This is a genomic window from Marinoscillum sp. (assembly GCF_040222955.1).
In the GTDB taxonomy this organism is placed as follows: domain Bacteria; phylum Bacteroidota; class Bacteroidia; order Cytophagales; family Cyclobacteriaceae; genus Marinoscillum.
On the sequence record NZ_JAVKCA010000014.1, the window covers coordinates 21,790 to 39,598 of the forward strand.

17 protein-coding genes are annotated in these 17,809 nt (G+C 46.2%); 2 read left to right on the forward strand and 15 right to left on the reverse strand.

Translation table 11 applies throughout. The features are described from left to right. From rpe to RIH33_RS13335, 5 genes are all read right to left on the reverse strand, one after another. Positions 1-654 (reverse strand): ribulose-phosphate 3-epimerase, encoded by a 654-nt coding sequence (gene rpe / locus RIH33_RS13315; protein ID WP_406651437.1) that lies wholly within the window; start codon positions 652-654, stop codon positions 1-3. 3 nt (positions 655-657) lie between these two features. Beyond that, positions 658-2,268 (reverse strand): S8 family serine peptidase, encoded by a 1,611-nt coding sequence (locus tag RIH33_RS13320; protein ID WP_406651438.1) that lies wholly within the window; start codon positions 2,266-2,268, stop codon positions 658-660. Continuing rightward, positions 2,255-2,932 carry a hypothetical protein gene (locus RIH33_RS13325; RefSeq protein WP_406651440.1) on the reverse strand — a complete coding sequence of 226 codons (678 nt, stop codon included), beginning with the start codon at positions 2,930-2,932 and terminating at the stop codon, positions 2,255-2,257. Before RIH33_RS13325 ends, RIH33_RS13320 begins: the two co-directional genes overlap by 14 nt. 14 nt (positions 2,933-2,946) lie before the next feature. Next, positions 2,947-4,086: a tRNA 2-thiouridine(34) synthase MnmA gene (gene mnmA / locus RIH33_RS13330; RefSeq protein WP_406651442.1), complete on the reverse strand. Its 1,140-nt coding sequence runs from the start codon at positions 4,084-4,086 to the stop codon at positions 2,947-2,949. Positions 4,087-4,261: 175 nt separating this feature from the next. Further along, positions 4,262-4,579 (reverse strand): thioredoxin family protein, encoded by a 318-nt coding sequence (locus RIH33_RS13335; RefSeq protein WP_406651444.1) that lies wholly within the window; start codon positions 4,577-4,579, stop codon positions 4,262-4,264. A 75-nt stretch (positions 4,580-4,654) separates the two neighbouring features. Here RIH33_RS13335 and RIH33_RS13340 point away from each other — a divergent pair, with 75 nt between their 5' ends. Beyond that, positions 4,655-5,275, forward strand: coding sequence for a phosphoribosylanthranilate isomerase (locus RIH33_RS13340; RefSeq protein ID WP_406651446.1), 621 nt, complete (start codon positions 4,655-4,657; stop codon positions 5,273-5,275). Here RIH33_RS13340 and RIH33_RS13345 read toward each other — a convergent pair. Then, complete coding sequence (locus RIH33_RS13345; protein ID WP_406651447.1) at positions 5,230-6,504, reverse strand: cystathionine gamma-synthase family protein; 1,275 nt, start codon at positions 6,502-6,504, stop codon at positions 5,230-5,232. The genes RIH33_RS13340 and RIH33_RS13345 overlap by 46 nt on opposite strands. Before the next feature lie 153 nt (positions 6,505-6,657). On the opposite strand from RIH33_RS13345, the gene RIH33_RS13350 reads away from it, so the two are divergent. After that, positions 6,658-7,119 (forward strand): Lrp/AsnC family transcriptional regulator, encoded by a 462-nt coding sequence (locus RIH33_RS13350; RefSeq protein WP_406651448.1) that lies wholly within the window; start codon positions 6,658-6,660, stop codon positions 7,117-7,119. Between the two features lies 1 nt (position 7,120). Here RIH33_RS13350 and RIH33_RS13355 read toward each other — a convergent pair whose 3' ends face one another. From RIH33_RS13355 to RIH33_RS13395, 9 genes are all read right to left on the reverse strand, one after another. Beyond that, positions 7,121-8,017 carry an FKBP-type peptidyl-prolyl cis-trans isomerase gene (locus RIH33_RS13355; protein ID WP_406651450.1) on the reverse strand — a complete coding sequence of 299 codons (897 nt, stop codon included), beginning with the start codon at positions 8,015-8,017 and terminating at the stop codon, positions 7,121-7,123. Then, positions 8,018-8,677 (reverse strand): tRNA (guanosine(46)-N7)-methyltransferase TrmB, encoded by a 660-nt coding sequence (gene trmB / locus RIH33_RS13360; protein ID WP_406651451.1) that lies wholly within the window; start codon positions 8,675-8,677, stop codon positions 8,018-8,020. It abuts the gene before it with no gap. Next, entirely contained in the window at positions 8,674-9,960 is a 1,287-nt protein-coding gene (locus RIH33_RS13365; protein WP_406651452.1) for a bifunctional folylpolyglutamate synthase/dihydrofolate synthase, read from the reverse strand. Before RIH33_RS13365 ends, trmB begins: the two co-directional genes overlap by 4 nt. After that, positions 9,961-10,836, reverse strand: a complete 876-nt coding sequence (locus RIH33_RS13370; RefSeq protein WP_406651453.1) for a hypothetical protein — start codon at positions 10,834-10,836, stop codon at positions 9,961-9,963. Positions 10,837-10,838: 2 nt separating this feature from the next. After that, on the reverse strand, positions 10,839-11,228 hold the full coding sequence (locus tag RIH33_RS13375) for an ExbD/TolR family protein (RefSeq protein WP_406651455.1): 390 nt from the start codon (positions 11,226-11,228) through the stop codon (positions 10,839-10,841). Continuing rightward, positions 11,225-11,881: a MotA/TolQ/ExbB proton channel family protein gene (locus RIH33_RS13380; RefSeq protein ID WP_406651456.1), complete on the reverse strand. Its 657-nt coding sequence runs from the start codon at positions 11,879-11,881 to the stop codon at positions 11,225-11,227. Before RIH33_RS13380 ends, RIH33_RS13375 begins: the two co-directional genes overlap by 4 nt. Before the next feature lie 88 nt (positions 11,882-11,969). Beyond that, the gene (locus RIH33_RS13385; protein ID WP_406651457.1) at positions 11,970-13,013 is read right to left on the reverse strand and encodes an SPOR domain-containing protein; all 1,044 of its coding nucleotides are present in this window, start codon (positions 13,011-13,013) and stop codon (positions 11,970-11,972) included. Between the two features lie 85 nt (positions 13,014-13,098). Further along, positions 13,099-14,769: a hypothetical protein gene (locus RIH33_RS13390; protein ID WP_406651459.1), complete on the reverse strand. Its 1,671-nt coding sequence runs from the start codon at positions 14,767-14,769 to the stop codon at positions 13,099-13,101. Beyond that, a complete protein-coding gene (locus RIH33_RS13395) occupies positions 14,766-17,777 on the reverse strand; it encodes a tetratricopeptide repeat protein (RefSeq protein WP_406651460.1) in 3,012 nt (1,003 codons plus the stop codon). Before RIH33_RS13395 ends, RIH33_RS13390 begins: the two co-directional genes overlap by 4 nt. Between the last annotated feature and the right edge of the window lie 32 nt (positions 17,778-17,809).

Genomic DNA, 17,809 nt, shown 5'->3' on the forward strand with positions numbered 1-17,809 from the left:
CTAAACGTTTTTGAGGGATATAATTGTCTGCTTAGGATCTGCAGATTGGAAAACAAAGCTCCCGGCCACCAACATATTGGCTCCCTTCTGAGTCAACTCAGCGGCATTTTCGGAAGTCACCCCTCCATCCACCTCGATCAGTAAGTCAGGGTTGACATTAGCGGACATGGAAGCCAGCTGCTCCACCTTGGCAAAAGTGTGCGGAATAAACTTTTGTCCGCCAAACCCGGGGTTTACAGACATGATCAGTACCAGATCCAGGTCTGCCAACAGGTCCTCCAACACCGACACGGGGGTGTGTGGATTCAGTGCCACTCCCGCTTTGATCCCCATAGACTGTATGGTAGCAATGGTCCGGTGAAGGTGTGTAGCTCCCTCGTAATGCACAGTAATGATCTTCGCTCCGCTGTTTTTACATGCCTCCAGGTAAGGATCCACCTGGCTGATCATGAGGTGGAAGTCCAATGGTTTTTTGGCATATCTGGCGATGGCCTCCGTCACCGGAAAACCAAAGGAAATGTTGGGAACAAACACCCCGTCCATGATGTCAATATGAATGTAATCTGCTTCACTCTCATTGAGCATTTCCACATCACGCTGGATATTGGCGAAATCTGCGGCCAGCATAGAGGGAGAAATCAGACATTGCTTCATATTTTAAATCTTTTTCAGTTGAACGGTTTTCTTGAATTTCCTGGACCTGAGTGACAAAAAATAGGTTCCGCTTCGCAGGTTATTCACTTCGATCTCCAGTTTTCTCGGAAGCGACTTGGTAGAAATTTCCCGGAGATACAGTTCTTTGCCCTGCAAGTCATAAAGTGAAATTTCCACCTTGTTGTCAAACTCAAGGTTGCCAAAGTTAATGGTAATGATGTTATCGCGAAATGGATTGGGATATACCTTGAAAGTAGTGTCTGTAACCGCCATCGGATAATGGGGAATCCCATAACCGTAGAGGCTATCCGGGGCAAAAGCCCGATTGGCTGATTTCTTAATCGCGTCCGTCACCTCGCGGTTACTCCAACCTGGGTTAGCCTGCCAGATGCCTGCGGCATACCCTGCCATCTGGGGCGCAGCGAAACTGGTTCCGTTTCCGGTAGAAATAACCCCTTCGTCTCCGGATACATAAAAAATAGTTGTAAACGAGCCCATGGCCATCACATCCGGCTTCACTCTGCCATCTGAAGTAGGGCCTACCGAGCTAAAACTGGACCTTGACCCATCCGGGTTTACGCTACCTACTGCCAATACACCGGTAGCATCTGCCGGGCTTGTTACATATTTCCAGGAGCCATTGCCTTCATTGCCTGCACTCACCACTACTATAATCCCGCTCTCCACCGCTATCTCTGCCGCTCTCGAGACCACAGTAACCTGACCATTCATGTCCTGATAGCTATAATTCATGGTCTTATCCGAAAAAGTGGAGTAACCAAGAGAACCATTGATGACATCCGCTCCGGCACTGTCGGCGTACTCCGCAGCCAGGAGCCAGTTATACTCCTCTATGCGATATTCACTTTTGATGTCCTCAGTCACACACAGAAGAAAGGAGGCATTTGGGGCCGTGCCGGAAATATCTGCTCCATAGGAGCTGGCGATACATGATAACACGGCACTTCCGTGATCGTCATACTGGAAGACATTCCCTGAATTCGAAATAAAATCTTTGGTTCCTAATAGTCGGTCTTCAATGAAAATATGTTCGAAAGGTTCATATTCATTGACACCCATAAAGCCATCATCAAACACTGCAATGATCATCCCTTCGCCTTTGTAACCATCTGCATGCATTTCGTCAGCACCAATAAGCCCCAACTGTGCCCGTGTGGTGGCGGTCACCCGGGAAGGTGCCTTAAACTCAGCTACATTGGCAGTGGCCACCCGGGCATCAGAGAGCTTTTCACCTTTCGCGATGTACTCCACACTGTCCACAAAGGTCAGTTGAGTTACCTGGCTTAGTTCTTCGCTGGTCATTTGTACCAACGCTGCATTGAACCACCTGCTGGTGTAATAGACCTCAGCTCCGGTATTTCGAACACCGGCCACATAGCTGGCATTCACGGGGAGGTCTCTTTCGGTAATAGCAATGCCCATGCGCGCTCTCCGGGACACGGCCCGTTCGCTCAGGAAGGCCTCTGGTTGGTCAATGGAGAATGAAACCCCCTCTTTATCTGAAAAAAAGACCATGTACCGGTCCTTCTGCGAAAATCCCATGTGCCCGAAAAACACAATCGCCAATACCAGCAAATGCTTAATTTGGGCCATATCCTACTAAATTCTGTTTCAAAATTCTACCGCTTTGTATTTCTCCCAGTTCTCCACAATTGGCACTGCAAAATTGAAGAGTAACATAATCCTTTTCTACCAGTCCTATCCCCTTGGCATAGGTCTCACTGCGCTCATCCTGGTTCACGAGATTTTCCTCTATGTCCTCTATGATCACCTGCACAAAGTCTGAAGCCCCAGTGGATTCAAGATGCGTAAGCTGCGAGATGGCCTGATAATAATACATCTTTTCTGGTTGAGCATTGAATGCATTCCCATCCCATCGGTTTCCAGCGATTACAGGAAAGGCCATTTTAGCATACGGAACATTATTTTCAGTAACGATCATAATGTCCTTGAAACGGTGTACCGTCCAGATAGAATCAAGTTTCCAGGTTATAGAATCGGTGCTTTTAGACCTTTCAACCAGGTACTTAACCGACCCATCCCCGCTGATCAGTGAGTCAGAAATGACTTCACTTAAAAAATACCTGGAGGTGTCACCACCAAATGCTCCAAAATTGACCTCTTCCACCCAGTAAGTCCTGTATTGCCCCATTTTGACCGGAAAAAAATCATAACCCGGATCAATACTAATATCACTGGGTTCCTCACAAGCGAGGAGAAACGTTAGAAATATCAGTATCAGAGAATTGCGCATCATACAAAAATAATATGCTACCTGTTAGAAATGGCAGGCATACCCATTGGATTTTCCTGCCTGAAGCTGGACTTGATCCAACCGCCTCCTATCACGTCATTGCCTTCATAGAAAACCGCCGCCTGGCCTGGTGCTATGGCTTTTACACCATTCCCGAAATAGACCTTCATGGTGTCTCCAATCTGCTCGATCACCGCCGGTGTGCCATTATCATTGTAACGCACCTTGGTCACCGTATCCTTGCGCTCACCCTCTATACTGGCATATTTCTGCATGGTCAGGTTCTTTACATACATGCCATCGCGTGATAGTTCATCGAACGTGCCAAGAATGACACGATTCTTATCTTTCTGTATTTCAGTAACATACACTGGATATCCTAAAGCAATTCCCAGGCCTTTTCGCTGACCAACGGTGTAGAAGGGAAACCCTTCGTGTGTGCCTACCACCGTACCATCCTCCAGCACAAATTCACCACCTTTTACCTGATCTTCCAATCCCTCAACTCTCCGCTTCAAAAAGCCACGATAATCATTGTCCGGAACAAAGCAGATTTCGTAAGACTCAGATTTGGATACCAGCTCATGGAAACCACGCTCCGTGGCCATTTCCCTGATTTGAGATTTGTGCAAATGTCCCAGCGGATATTTAGTTCTGCTCAAGCTCTCCTGGGAGATGCCCCATAGTGCATATGATTGATCCTTATGGTCATCTTTTCCTTTAGAGATGACGTAGCGATCATTCTCATGCCTCACGTTGGCATAGTGTCCGGTAGCAATAAACTCACAATCCAGTTTATCAGCTCTGCGCAGCAATGAATCCCATTTGATGTGTGTATTACAAAGCACACATGGGTTGGGAGTCCTGCCTTCCAGGTACTCGCTGGTGAAATGATTGATCACATAATCACCAAACTCCTCTCTGATATCTACGATATAATGTGGGAAACCCAGGCTGACGGCAATGTTTCTTGCGTCGTTGATGGAGTCAAGGCTGCAACAGCCTGTTTCTTTTTTGGATCCTCCTGAAGTCTGATAATCCCATGTTTTCATGGTCATCCCAATGACTTCATATCCTTCTTCGTGTAGCATCACTGCGGCCAGTGAGCTGTCAATGCCGCCACTCATGGCAACAAGTATTCTTCCGTGTTTACTCATAATGCGCTTCGCGAGGTTGAAAGCCTCGTTTACGGTTCGACAAAAATCTCTTCAAAACTGAATGAGACCTATAAAAAAAGAACGGACACTTCCGTTCTTTTGCAAAGATAGTAGCTCATGAACAGCTATCCCCTATAACCATCCAATAACTTTATATTGAGGGTGATAAACGGTATTAATTCAGTTTAGAGATAAGCTCAACCACGGCATCTTCCTTGCTGCCGGCAAATCCCTCAACCAGCTCCCCATTTTTGAACACCGCGAAATATGGCAAGTTGGTCACCCCACCGGCCCGGCGTGCCTCGGGATTATTTTCAGCATTGATATCCAGAAATGTAACCTCTTCGAATCGCTCGTCATTGGAGAGCCTTTTGAACTTAGGTGAAAAAAGTCGGCAGTTACCACACCAATCGGCGAAGTATTTCACGACCACTTTCTCATTTGCAGAAAGTACGTTATCAAAGTCATTATCTGTGATCAGATCAACAGCCATATTTTCTATTTTTTTGGTTTTGTAAAGCTTAGAAACTCAAGATTTGGTTTCTTTGTTCCGCAAAAATAGAAAAGGATGAGTTTAAAAACTTTTGTGAAGATTGGTAAAATAGAAAATCTCAGTGACGCCAGATACTGTGCCGGAATGATGGTGGATATTTTGGGTTTTAACCTGGAGGAAGGTACAGAAGCCTACCTCTCTCCCGAGCGTTTCAAGGAGATTACCGACTGGGTAGCCGGAGTGTCTTTTTGTGGTGAATTTGCCCATGCTCAGGCCGCGGAAGTAAAGCTGGCTGCCACCCAATACCCGGTAGAATACATCGAAACACAAAACATCGATCAACTGGAAGAACTCACGGACCTGGATCAGGAGCTGATTTTCAAATTAATCATCGCAGATACAGAAGATCTGACCAAACTTGAATCCAGCATCAACTATGCATCTGAATTCGCCAAATTCATCAGCATTCACCTGACCAGCGATTCGCTGAAATCTGAAGTGGAGGCCATCCTTAGTAAAATGGACCCTCGCCCTAAACTCCTCAGAGGATATACACTGACTCATGAAAATGCCTTCGAAGTGGCCAGTGATACTATGTACTTTGGAATAGAACTTGAGGGCAGTCCCGAAGACCGCCCCGGTTTCAAGGATTATGGCAATGTCATGGATATCCTGGAGGTTTTAGAAGAGGATTGACCCACGTACTCCAGGGCCTGAACCAGATCAGACCAAATGTCGTCCACATGCTCTACACCCACAGATAATCGTACCATCTTTTCGGTAAGGCCCAATGCATTCTTCAGGTCACGGTCCACATCCGCATGGGTCATACTGTATGGGTGTTGCGCTAAACTCTCAGTACTGCCAAGACTCACGGCCAGCTTAATTAACCTGAGGTGATTGAGTACCGTGAAAGCATCTTTTTCCACCCCTTTGATGTCAAATGAGAGCATAGCACCTGGCGAACTGTACTGCCGCTTATAAATAGCATACTCCGGATGATCTTCCTTGAGTAGCCCCAGATAATAGACCTTTTCCACCTTGGGGTGGTCAGCAAGACGTTGCGCCAAAATGGCTGCATTTGAGGCTTGCTGGTCCATTCTCACCTTCAACGTCTCCAGGCTTCGCATCAGGAGCCAGCTTGTCCACGGACCCGCCATATTACCCACGAAAGTCCTAAACCCCTTTACCCTTGCAATCAACTGCTTATTTCCCAGGCATGCTCCAGCTACCACATCACTATGACCACCAATGTATTTGGTCGCAGAATAGAGCACCAAATCAGCACCATGTTGGAGCGGATGCGACCAAAGCGGCCCCATGTAGGTATTGTCTACTGCCAGAATCACCTCCTGATCTTCCTTTGCAAAATGGTCTCCCACTCGTCTGCACATTTCTATATCAATCAGCGCGTTTGTTGGGTTAGCGGGTGTTTCTACATAAACCATCTTCAAACGACCCTCAGCAGTGGCTATCCTATCGATGATCTGTTGTTCGCTTTCTCCAGGTCTGAACTCAAGGGTGTGAATTCCATACTGACAAAGGATTTTTCGAATGAAATGATCAGTACCCCCATAGATCGGGGCACTGTGTAAAAGGAGGTCTCCAGGCTTCAGAAATTCAAAAAGCGTGGAAGTGATGGCAGACATGCCACTTTCAAAAACGGCACAGTCTTCCGCACCATCCCACAGTGACAGTCTGTTTTCAAGTATCTCCAAATCCGGATTATTGAGTCGGCTATAGATGAGGCCTAGCTCCTCTCCTTCGTGTTTTTCTCTGAGGCCATAGGCCACTTCAAAGAATGCTTTGCCCTCTTCTGCGGATTTGAAAACAAAGGTACTTGTTTGGAAAATCGGGGGTTTTACGGCTCCTTCGGACAACTCTGGTCGATAACCGTAGGACATCATTAAACTTTCGGGTCTCATGTGGGGTGCTTTTTGATCAAAGTTAACTGGTTGCCACATTACTTCTGTGTTTACAGATAATATCAGTTAATAAATCTATTTTTACAGAAAAAGTAGAAATAATTTCTTCAAAGAGCTCCTTCAGGGCAGGGAAGCAGAAAAAATATCTGGAAGATGGATACCACAGATTTTAAAATACTGGACTTACTCCAGCAGGACGGACGACTGACCCATAAGCAAATAGCCGCACAACTCAACCTGACCATTACACCCATATACGAGCGAGTTAAGCGCCTGGAAAGAGACGGGTATATCAGGCATTATGTGGCCATTCTGGACCCCGACAAACTGAACAAGTCACTGGTGGCATTCACAAGTATTTCACTGAAAGAGCATAGCAAAGCCTATATCAAGAAATTTGAATTGGAGATCACAAAAATAGCAGCTGTGGTGGAGTGCTACCACATTGCCGGGCAATTTGACTACCTGCTAAAGATTGTGATAGAAGACATGAAGGCCTACCAGGCGGTAGTTATCGACCAGTTGGCCTCCATGGAAAACATTGCCAATGTAAATAGCTCTTTCGTGATGACTGAGGTTCAGAAATCTACGGCTATCCCACTGGCAATCACATGATTTAATCCACGATTTTATTCAGGGTGACCTCAAAAATGAGTGTAGAGTTGGGAGGTATTCTTACAACACCGCCCCTTACCACACTGTTTGTCCCATAGCCATATTTGGAGGGGATAAACATGGTGATAGTCCCTCCTTCTTTGACATAAGGCATCAACACTTCCCAGCCATCAATCAAAGTTGAAAGGGTTAAATCAACATCTTCATTCTCCTCAAAGGTCTTGTCATCAGACAATAGCCGTCCCTCATAATCCACATTGATTTTATCTGAAGGAACCGGATGGTCACCTGTGCCTTCTTTGGTAATAATATACTTCAGCCCTTTGACGGTGTCCGTCATTGCGGTGAGTTCATTGTCTTCCAGGTAGCGCTCGATCTGGTATTGTTCAAACTCGAACTGCGTGAAAATACTGTGCAACTCGATGTTGAAAATCAATATGGCATCTGCCGGAATGGAGCCATCCCCGCTTCCGTAATGACCATAGCCGTAGAATGACGGTAGATACATGGTCATTTCCCCACCTTCTTTCAGGTAAGGCACCAACACCTGCCAGCCCCCGATGAGGTTTGGGCTAAGCTGGATAAACGCACTGTCCTGCTCATCAAATACCTTTCCATTGGAAAGGAGTGTTCCTTTATAGTTGAGAAACAGAATGTCATTCAGCACTGGAGAATCCCCTGTACCCTCTTTCACCATGGTATATTTCAGTCCATGTCCACTTGTGTCGGTCTGCACAGTAATCCCATTATCAGAAATATACTGACTGATGATCTTCTGATCCTTGTCGTACTGCTCGGCACTGTCAAATACATCATCTGAATTCAAACATGAAGTAGTGAAGGCCAGTAGAATGATACTGAGTCCAAAAAGAACGGATTGTAGTCTTGATTGAGTCATTTACTTTTTAAATCGAAATTTTAAATACTTTATATTCTCACCTTTCTCAGTCCAGATGCGCTCATACTTGGTTTTGATACCGTGATGATCCGCCATCATATCGGACTTATACAGATCCCGGGTATATTCCAGGTTTTCCACTTTAAATTCCTGCTCCAGCACTTCAAGTGTATAATCAAAAAGGGAAGTGCTGTCGGTTTTAAACTTAAACCATCCATTAGGCTTACAAATCTGCTGATACATTTGCAGGAACCGCGGATTGGTGAGTCTCCTCTTCGCATCCCCTTTTTTCGGTCTGGGGTCCGGAAATGTGAGCCAAAACTCATCCACCTCCCCTTCTCCAAAAAACTTGTCCAACAAATGAATCTGACTTCTCAGAAACCCAACCTGCTTAAGATCCTTCTCAATGGCAATGGTGCTACCCTGATGCAGCCTGTCTCCTTTGATGTCTACTCCGATGAAATTCCTTTCGGGTTGCATACCTGCCAAGCCCACCGTGTACTCACCATCACCACAGCCAAGTTCAACGGTGATAGGACAATCGTTTTTGAAATATAGTTGGTGCCAGTTACCTTTTATTTCATCAAAAAGTGGCTTCCCTGGTTCGATGATATTATCTCTCAGGGCATTTTCTGCAAATCGTACTAGTTTCTTTCTCACAAATGCTCAATTTCCGCGACCACAAAAGTACTACCACAGATGAGAATGAAGTCATCTGAATGGGCATTCTTTTCGGCTTCTTTTAAAGCTTGATTGACATTAATGAAACGATCACCCAAGAGTCCCAGGACTTCAGCCTGCAGTCGAAGATCAACTGCCGGGAGTGAACGGGGCACAGACGACTGGGTGAAATAGTAGGTGGCCTCTTTTGGCAACAGCTTCAGGACACCTGAGATGTCCTTGTCCCTTACCATCCCAATGATCAAATGTAATCGCCTGCGTGGAACCAATGAAACCTGTTCCAGAAGTTGTGCTACACCGGGTTCATTATGACTCACATCCGCCACTACCATTGGTGATTGGCCGATCATTTGCCATCGGCCTTTGAGTCCGGTTTGAGATTTGATCTGAGCAAAGCCTTGTTTTATAGCTCCCTTTTCTATGGTAAACCCAAGGCCCCTCAACTCATGAACAACCCCCAATACACCGGGGATATTTTTCAAAAAGTAGTTGGCCGTAATATCGGTACGATACTCCATCGCAGGCTCACCAGGCTCCGACACTTCAAAGTTCTGATGAAAAACCCCCTGATCACCCGTAACAACCCTCATTTTGTCCATCGTTTTCAATGGGGCACCCACTTCCCGTGCTTTTGCTTTGAAGACTGACAACAGGTCCGGTTGGTTGGCGCCTATCACCACAGGCCGGCCGGGTTTGATGATTCCAGCCTTTTCTGCAGCGATAGCCGGAAGGGTATTGCCAAGCAGGTCGGCATGATCATAACCAATCATGGTAATAAGGCTCACCAGCGGATCAATGACATTGGTGCTGTCCAGCCTGCCACCTAATCCCGTTTCAATGATCGCGATATCCACTTCCTCACTCGCAAAGTATTTGAATGCCATGGCTACAGTCACTTCGAAGAATGAAGGATTAATGTCCTCTATCAGGCCCTGATGCTGCGAGACAAACTGGCCTACAAAGTCCTGGCTCACTTCGCCTCCGTTTAGCCGGATGCGCTCGGTGAATTCTTTGAGGTGTGGAGAAGTATAAAGCCCGGTTTTGTAGCCAGCACTCTGCAGAATACTGGCTAAAGCATGCGCCGATGAGCCCTTGCCATTGGTACCGGCAACATGAACGGATTTGAAATTGTTCTGTGGGTTTCCAAGTGCCTCCAGGAGGCGCACGGTATTGCCCAAATCTTTCTTAAAAGCGACTGCTCCTACACGCTGAAACATAGGAAGCCGCTCGTATAAATACGTCAGAGCCTGCTGATAATCCATTTATTTTGATCGGATAATGAAGGTAATGGTGCCCGATGAAATGGGTGCCGGGGAGTAGTCATTGGTCTTGGTGAAAGACAGACGCTCCACCGACTGCCGGTAATAGCGCTCCACCACGGGTGACACGGTACTGGAAACTAACTCAATGCCTGTGAGGTATCCATCGCTGTCCACTTTGATTCGATAAACAATTTTGCCCGATTCTGAAGAGGCATCCTTGGGATTGGGTTTGACATCCCAAACCCATCCTGCCATCTGAAGGCTAGCCCCCTCTGCAGATCCCTGCTCTCCCATCAGCGCACGCCCGTCAATGCTACCTTCCTCTTTTCCTTCAGCCCCTTTTTCCTTTTGCTCCCCTTTGGTGTTATTGGGGTCTCCTTCGGTTTTGGGCATGGTAGCGGCAGGATTCAGGGTTTCTTTGGTCACCTTTTCAGCTTCCTTAGGTTGGCTCACAGGTTTCGTCTCCTTGACTTCTTCCTTAGGCTTCTCTGCCCGGGGCTTTTCTGTGACCTTTTCTTCTACTACATCAGGTGTGGGGGTTTCCACCAAAGGGACTTCTGTAGGTTCGGTGATTTCCTCAAGTACCTCATCCTGAAATTCCGCAGCTTCCTCTAATGGTACTTCTGAAGGATCTTCGGAGCTCACCTCTTCGGTCTCTTCCTCCGGCTCTTCAATAGGTGTCGGGTTACTAAGGGGTTTCTCTCCTGATCCGGCATCTTCAATGCCGAAACTCAACTCAATACCGTAAGAGGGAATTGGAGGAAAGGGCTCCTTCCAGGCCACAAGAAAGTAAAAAAGTATCAACATGATCACCTGCACCAATATGGAAGTGAACCATCCGATTTTTCTGTATTTTTTTTCTTTCTCCTCTCCCATCACTATTCAGGTTTGGTGGCAATAGACACCCTGGCCTCCAAAGCAGTGGCAATCCCGGCCACTTTCACCACATACTCCACAGGAACTGACTTATCACAGTGAAGTACTACAACTCCTTCTTTTCCAGCAAAGGCATCGCGCAATACCGCTTCCAGCTGATTGACACTGACTTTGCGATCATTCACGTAGTATTGGAGGTCTTCAGTAATGGTGACTCCAACCTTTTGCATCACAATCTCCGAACTGCGGCTCGAGGGTACATTCACGGGCAACCCCGATGGGGTGATAAAGGAAGCCGTCAGCATAAAGAAGATCAACAACAGGAAAATGATATCCGTCATTGACGACATGCTGAAGGCTGCTTCTACTTTATGTTTTGAATTGAGGTTCATTTCTGAGGTTCCTGAAGTAGGTCAACAAAATCAATGGCCGAATACTCCATCTTGTGAACGAGTTTCTGCACCCGGGTGACGAGGTAGTTGTATCCCAGGTAGGCCAGGATACCCACGAAAAGGCCAGCTGCTGTGGTGACCATGGCTTCATAGATACCACTCGACAGTAGCTTTGGGCTTACAGCACCCTCCTCCTGAGCGATCGCGATGAAAGCCTGTATCATTCCGGTAACGGTACCCAAAAATCCAATCATAGGTGCCACACCTGATATGGTGGCCAACATACTGAGGTTTTTCTCTAGTTGGTAGATCTCTATTTTACCGGTGTTTTCAATGCTTACTTCAATGTTCTTGAGGGGGCTGCCTATCCTACTAATTCCCTTTTCGATCATTCGGGCCACGGGTGTATCCGTTTGGGCACAAAGTAGCTTGGCCCCATCCACCTCTCCGGAAAGCACCATACTTCTGATTCTGTCCTTAAAGTCAATCGGAGTTTTAGAGGAATTTTTAATGAGTAACAGGCGCTCCACAAAGATGTAGATGGCTCCAATCCAGAGCAGCAGAATGGGAATCATCATAAAGCCACCATTGAGCAGTAGCTCTAATACAGAAATGGTCTCAAGGCCATCAACAGGTTCTATTTGAAGAAGCATATTTTTATTAAAGGTCTATAAAACAAAAAATCGTTTAATCCCGCGAAGGTAACGCGGGATTAAACGATAGATTGTTAACTAAGTTTGTTTAATATCTAAGTGTCCAGACGTCCGATCCATACTCTGATTTGTAACCATCAAGACTCTGCTGAGCGTCCTTGAAAGTATCGAATCCGGCAATGGCCACCCTATAGAATCGGGAGTCATTAAATGGAGGGATCACCATCGGACTTTTTCCTTCTGCTGCCAGTTTATTGGCATAGTCAGTCGCCAGGTCATCGTCGAAAAAGCTGCCCACGATCACGTATGTTTTCCCGGTGGCCTGATCAAACTTGGTGATCTCACCCGCAGGTAATGTAGTACTTGGCTTTGGCTTTTGTGTTTTTGGCTTAGTAACCGCAACCGGCTTCTTCTCTTCTACTTTCACCGGAGCCTCTTCTTTGGGCACTTCCTTCACTTCAGGCTCGGGCTTTTTGGCAGGCGCCTTCTGCTCCACTTTGGCTACTTTCTTTTCTTCAGGTGCTTCTCCATCGCCACTATATAAGTATAGCAGCACCACCGCAATCGCAGCAAAAAGAAGTGTACCTATCACTACCGTTCTGACAAACTTACCCTTGTTGGATTCGTGATCTTCTTCTGAAACCAAACCTGATGAAGCCGTGTAAGCCGAAGGCTCATAGGTCTCTTCCGTATATTCCGAAGTGGCCCCAAATCCGGTATCATTGCTGTCATCTTCAAAAACAGAGGCCGCTATCTGCTCCTCTCCCTGAGCTTCAAACTCTTCGTAGGACTCCTCTTCGTAAAATCCTCCGGTTTCATCATCAGACTTCAGTTCATCCTCAAGTTCCTTCTCCAGCTCCTTTTCCCAATCTTCAGGCTCATCTGAATCTTCAAGATCGGCAGCAGTGAGCTCCACATCATCCAGGTTATCCCCGCTCAAATCAATATCATCGTCCTTGGGCACTATCTCTTCCTCCAAAGCATCCTCCTGCTCTTCGTCCGAGAGATCCTCATCATCATCGTCGTCCAATTCATCATATTCCAGATCCGGTAACCCGAAATCCTCATCATCATCGAATTGATCGTCTCTTTCTTCCTCCGGATCTTCGTTTTTATTTTTGTCGTCAGCCATTAGATTAGATTTAGTAAAACCAAGATAGTAAAAACTTCATTATTCCAAAACAATGCGTTTTTCTTTTGCTTGGCGAATATGTCACTTAAAAACGATAAATAAAACCCAATTTACCCGTTAAACCGCGTGAAGGGTAATTGAGATATCGCTGGTACTCTACTCCCAGGAGATTTTTCACCTCCACAAATCCTGAAAACGCTTCCGAAAAAGCATAATTACCCCCGACTCCCATATCAACGATCGCAGGGAGCACATTGACCCCTGTTGCATTTGACTCCTGCCCCTTGATACCATCCAAAATCAGGATGCCGGCATTTAGCCTCAGCGCTTCACCTATTGCCTGCTCCACCTTCAAATTGACCTGAGTAGCAGGCAGATACCACGCCTCCAAAACCTCGTCTGTCTGGTACCCTGAGAAAGTCATTTCAGCAGTGATACTGGTTCGGTTGGTCATGTACTTGACCAAAACACCCAGGTCCACCTGACCAAAGTTTCCCTGATCATAAGTCAAAAGAAAACGGGAACTGTCCCCGATAGCCGGAGCCATCAAGGCCTTTTGCTGTGTCAGGGAGTAGCGAATAAAGGGCTGGAGCATGAAATTTTCAAGAAAGAGAAACTGCAATCCGGTATGCAACGAAATCTTTTCGTTCTCATTTCGCAAGGTAAGCGAATCGTCGAGGTATCTATTGGCCAGGCGGGCATTGTTCAAACTCATGGAAGTGAGCCCGCCCGAAAGCTCCGCATAAATACCCAAATGATCATTGAGATGGTATTTGGCCGACAAGTCCGGGTACACAAATAGCTGTGTACTGCTCGCACTGTCGCTACCCAGGGCCAATGTAACTCCGGCTTTTAAGACCATCTTTTCCTGACGAAACCGTACGTACGGGGTTATGTCAAATACATTTCGCTTTTGAGAAAGCTGTCCACTCTGATAGGCCAGGTAACTGTACCCCACCTCAGCACCGGCGCGGAGAGTTGAGTTAATTTCATAGTCTGAGCTACCCTGTAGACTAAAGTGTGACTCCTTATTGAAGGCTTCCAATCCTTTAACGCCTATATTGGTAAAACTCATCCCCGGTTTAATGGCAAAGCTGACTTCAGAATCTTCAACTGACCTAAATACGCTGGATAAGGTGAAATGATTCGCTGAAACCTTATCTGTTATAGGGTTCAGGTCTCCGGGATTAAGGAAGGTAGGTTCCTGATAACCGTAATAGTAATAGGCCTCCCTTTCATAAAAAAATGAAGGTAAAATAACCACCGAAGCCCCCTCAAGGACAGCATTCAGTAGCATATCTGATCTTCCATAGGCACTTTTCTCTTCGTTCACCGGGCCTTTGGCAAAAGACTCGTGACTAACCCATGCCCCCACACTGCCCTGAGAAATTTGCTGTCCCATATACCCTTCTATTAAGGGTGAGAGGTAGTTGCCAAATCCCGCTTTCACATAATTATGATTGCGTGAGTCTTCGGCATTAACCTGATAAGGTTTGGTCTGCAACCGATAGTTGAAGGGAGAAAATTCAAATGAAGGCTGTGAAAGGTTGAACCGAAGGGTAACCGTATCGCTGGAAATGGGCAATACCTCGGTTTTCTGATAATTTCTCCCCGCTTTGGGAAGTGTTAAAGGTTTGTCCTTCTCGATAATGATCTGCGCGTCTTCTATCTCGCCTGTGGGCACATCCTGAGCGCTCAATGGCGTAAAACCAATGATCAATATAGCTGTAAAAAGAAGATAGGGTATCTTTCTCATTTGATTGAATCGGTTTTAATCGTATCCGAAACCAGTAGCTTCGATTCCTCATTTTTGATCTTCATCAACTTCTGACTGGCTTCCTTCCTGATCTCAGGAATGGTTGCATTGGCAATGATTGATTCTACCGTAGCCCTTGCCTGGAGCAGTTCACCCATCGCCAGGTAGTTATCGGCAATGAGTAAAAACGACTTCCCAATCCAATACGGATAAGATCCAAAGCTTCGGTTGAGATCAAAAAGGACTTCCAGAGATCGTTTGGACTTGCCCTGTTCGAAATATACCCGTCCCAGAAGATAGGTGGCTTCTACCCCACTTTCATTTTTAGAATCATTCATCACTTTGAGCAACTCATCCACCGCAAGGTTATAATTCTTCTTTTGCAGGTAGATTTTACCTTTCACCAGCCAGGCAGAAGCTTCTGCATTGGCTGGTTTATAGTCGCTTGTCAGAATTTGATCTGCAAAGTAGAGTGTACTGTCTGGCTGATTTATCTTGACATAGGTATTCATAAGCCCTTCGTGCGCCTGAAATGTTTCCTTTTGGTTAACCGCTCGTTTGCCTAACAAGTGATAATTATTAATCGCCTGAGAAAACTGCCCCAGATTCACCAGTGCCTTCCCACGCTTATCCAGGGAGCGACTGATATAAGCTGATCCCGGGATGGCAATGACCTGTCCAAATCCATCAGTCGCCTGCTGCCAGTTTTCATTTCTGTAGTACGAATCCGCCAGAAAATAAAGCGCATCCTCTTTAAAGGGACTGTTGGGATATTTGGCCATGAACGCTTTGAGCTTTTCTATAGACTCCCCATACTTTTGGTTATAGTAAGCCCCCTTAGCGGCCTCAAAGGCAACCACCTCCAAACTGTTGTCGTCAGGATGAGCTTTCTGATAAGCCTCCATATACGTATCAAAATCCGGTATATCCACCCCTTTCTTCACAAGCTCCTGCAATCCCAGCAACGCGGAATTGGCTACCTGATGACTCAGGTGATTTTCCAAAACATACTCGTAGGCCTTACGTGACTCCTGATACTGGCCAAGATTGAAATGGCTCAGCGCCTGCTGACTTTTAGCATAAGGAACGAGGGTGCTTTCAGGGTAATCACTCAAAAGTCTGTTGATATGGGTAATGGAGCCCTGAAAATCTCCAGATTCAGCTTTCATGTCTGCCAGCTGAAAAAGCGCTTTGTCACCGTATCCCGACCGAGGATTGCGAAGCGCTTTCCCAAATTCATTTTGAGCCTTCGCTTCATCCCCTTTCAACCGATACACCAGGCCCATCTGGTAAGTGACATAGGGCACATATTGCGGATCAGTGACCTCTGAGTAAGCCCGGATGGCCTGATCATATTTCTTTTGCACATAGTAGCAATCTGCAACACGAACCAGTGCATCCTGATAAAAGTCGTCGGTCGGATTGGCCTTTCTTATGTAGGTGAGGAAATAGCCCTCTGCTTTATCAAATGCTTTGTCATTGTAAAATACATACCCCAAACCATAGTTGGAGTAAATAGCCCACTGTGGATCTCCGCTTTCGATGCTTTTGCGGTAGGCATTTCCTGCCTGACCGGATTGATTGAGAATGGTGTGACATTCCCCTTTCAGGTAATAGGCCTGAGCCGCAATACGGGTATCAATGGGGAAATCTGTGGACTTATCAAAATAAAGCAATGCCTGCTGAAATCTACTGTCATTGAACAGAAGCTGGCCCTTCTGAAAGGTCACTTTCTGATAGGCCTTCTTCAAAGGCAAAGACTTGTTTTTGATGGACTCCAGGTGAGCAATGGCCTGGTCATAATTAGAGGTTTTCAAATAGGCCTGTGCCAGAAGTTCGTTCGCTTCTACCTTCCATCGGCTATTTGGAAACTGATCGATGAATGCCGTAAAATCCACAATGGCTTCTGCATACTGTGCCCTTTGAAAGTTGATTTTACCGATGGTAAAAGCTGACTCCTCTCTCATGTCATCATCTTCGGTGCTTTTGGCCACGGTTTTAAACGCACTGTAAGCATAGTTGAGGTTTTGTTCCTTCAGATATAACTGACCAAGGTAGAAACTGCTGATATGCCCCATCGCTCCCTTTTCCAGCCCGGCTTTCTTAAAATTTTCGATGGCTTTCAGGTTTTCACCCGTCTGAAAGTAGGCAAATCCGAGTTTGTAGAAAGTTTCAGCATCCGCTCTGCTTCCGGACATGTCCAGGTATTTCTGGAGATAGCTGGCTGCCAAAGTATACTTCTTATCTCCGAAATAAGCCTCACCCAGTAGCTTATTGAGCTGTTTATTCTTCTCCGAAACTTTATTGGAAACCTGAGCTCCGGCGTATTTGTATAACTGTGCATACCTGTTGGTATGAAAGTAAATCCCCGCAATCATCATGGTTACCTCATCGGCATAAGGTGTGGAGAGTCCGTCCAAAGCCTCCAGCACTGAAAGGGCCTGATTGTAATCACCCCTGTCAAAATAGATTCCTCCCAAATAGTAGGAGGATTCGTTGAAATAGCTGCCGCGATAGTTTTGAACTGCCTCAAAATTACTTTCTGCCTCAGCCTGATTGCCTGTTTCCAAATAAGAATAGCCCTGCCTGAATCTCCAGGCCTCTTCATCCCTGGCATTTAGCTGACTACCAGAAACTTGTGTGAAATATTTAAGCGCCTCCTCATGGTCATTCTTCGCAAAAAAATGACTTCCGAGCACATAATAACCACTGCCAGCCAAAGGATGCAGGGGTTCCTGACGGATGAATGTGAGTAGCTTTGACACCCCTTCCGAGTCACCCGACCTTAACGCTGCGATGGCCAGGTAGTAATCAGCTTCAATCACCGCATCCTTACTCAGTGCCAGGTATTGTGCAAACAAGTTTTTGGCTGCTCCATAGGCTTCCTGCTGAAAAGCATCCAAACCCTGATCATAGAATTTGTCCGGCGGTATGTTGGAGAGCGTTTCCTGAGCCTGAGCCCCCCAAGACAGAGCAACTAATATTAGAGTGAAAATGCTGGTGCGCATAGCTGATTTATCCTGATTCTTAAGCCTTGAAC

Bases quoted from the DNA above. Each gene is read 5' to 3' on its own strand.
- RIH33_RS13365 (WP_406651452.1), bottom strand. From the start codon at position 9,960: ATGGATTATCAGCAGGCTCTGACGTATTTATACGAGCGGCTTCCTATG.
- RIH33_RS13355 (WP_406651450.1), bottom strand. From the start codon at position 8,017: ATGACTCAATCAAGACTACAATCCGTTCTTTTTGGACTCAGTATCATT.
- rpe (WP_406651437.1), bottom strand. From the start codon at position 654: ATGAAGCAATGTCTGATTTCTCCCTCTATGCTGGCCGCAGATTTCGCC.
- RIH33_RS13380 (WP_406651456.1), bottom strand. From the start codon at position 11,881: ATGCTTCTTCAAATAGAACCTGTTGATGGCCTTGAGACCATTTCTGTA.
- RIH33_RS13345 (WP_406651447.1), bottom strand. From the start codon at position 6,504: ATGAGACCCGAAAGTTTAATGATGTCCTACGGTTATCGACCAGAGTTG.
- RIH33_RS13370 (WP_406651453.1), bottom strand. From the start codon at position 10,836: ATGGGAGAGGAGAAAGAAAAAAAATACAGAAAAATCGGATGGTTCACT.
- RIH33_RS13335 (WP_406651444.1), bottom strand. From the start codon at position 4,579: ATGGCTGTTGATCTGATCACAGATAATGACTTTGATAACGTACTTTCT.
- RIH33_RS13320 (WP_406651438.1), bottom strand. From the start codon at position 2,268: ATGGCCCAAATTAAGCATTTGCTGGTATTGGCGATTGTGTTTTTCGGG.
- mnmA (WP_406651442.1), bottom strand. From the start codon at position 4,086: ATGAGTAAACACGGAAGAATACTTGTTGCCATGAGTGGCGGCATTGAC.
- RIH33_RS13395 (WP_406651460.1), bottom strand. From the start codon at position 17,777: ATGCGCACCAGCATTTTCACTCTAATATTAGTTGCTCTGTCTTGGGGG.
- RIH33_RS13325 (WP_406651440.1), bottom strand. From the start codon at position 2,932: ATGATGCGCAATTCTCTGATACTGATATTTCTAACGTTTCTCCTCGCT.
- RIH33_RS13350 (WP_406651448.1), top strand. From the start codon at position 6,658: ATGGATACCACAGATTTTAAAATACTGGACTTACTCCAGCAGGACGGA.
- RIH33_RS13375 (WP_406651455.1), bottom strand. From the start codon at position 11,228: ATGAACCTCAATTCAAAACATAAAGTAGAAGCAGCCTTCAGCATGTCG.
- RIH33_RS13340 (WP_406651446.1), top strand. From the start codon at position 4,655: ATGAGTTTAAAAACTTTTGTGAAGATTGGTAAAATAGAAAATCTCAGT.
- RIH33_RS13390 (WP_406651459.1), bottom strand. From the start codon at position 14,769: ATGAGAAAGATACCCTATCTTCTTTTTACAGCTATATTGATCATTGGT.
- RIH33_RS13385 (WP_406651457.1), bottom strand. From the start codon at position 13,013: ATGGCTGACGACAAAAATAAAAACGAAGATCCGGAGGAAGAAAGAGAC.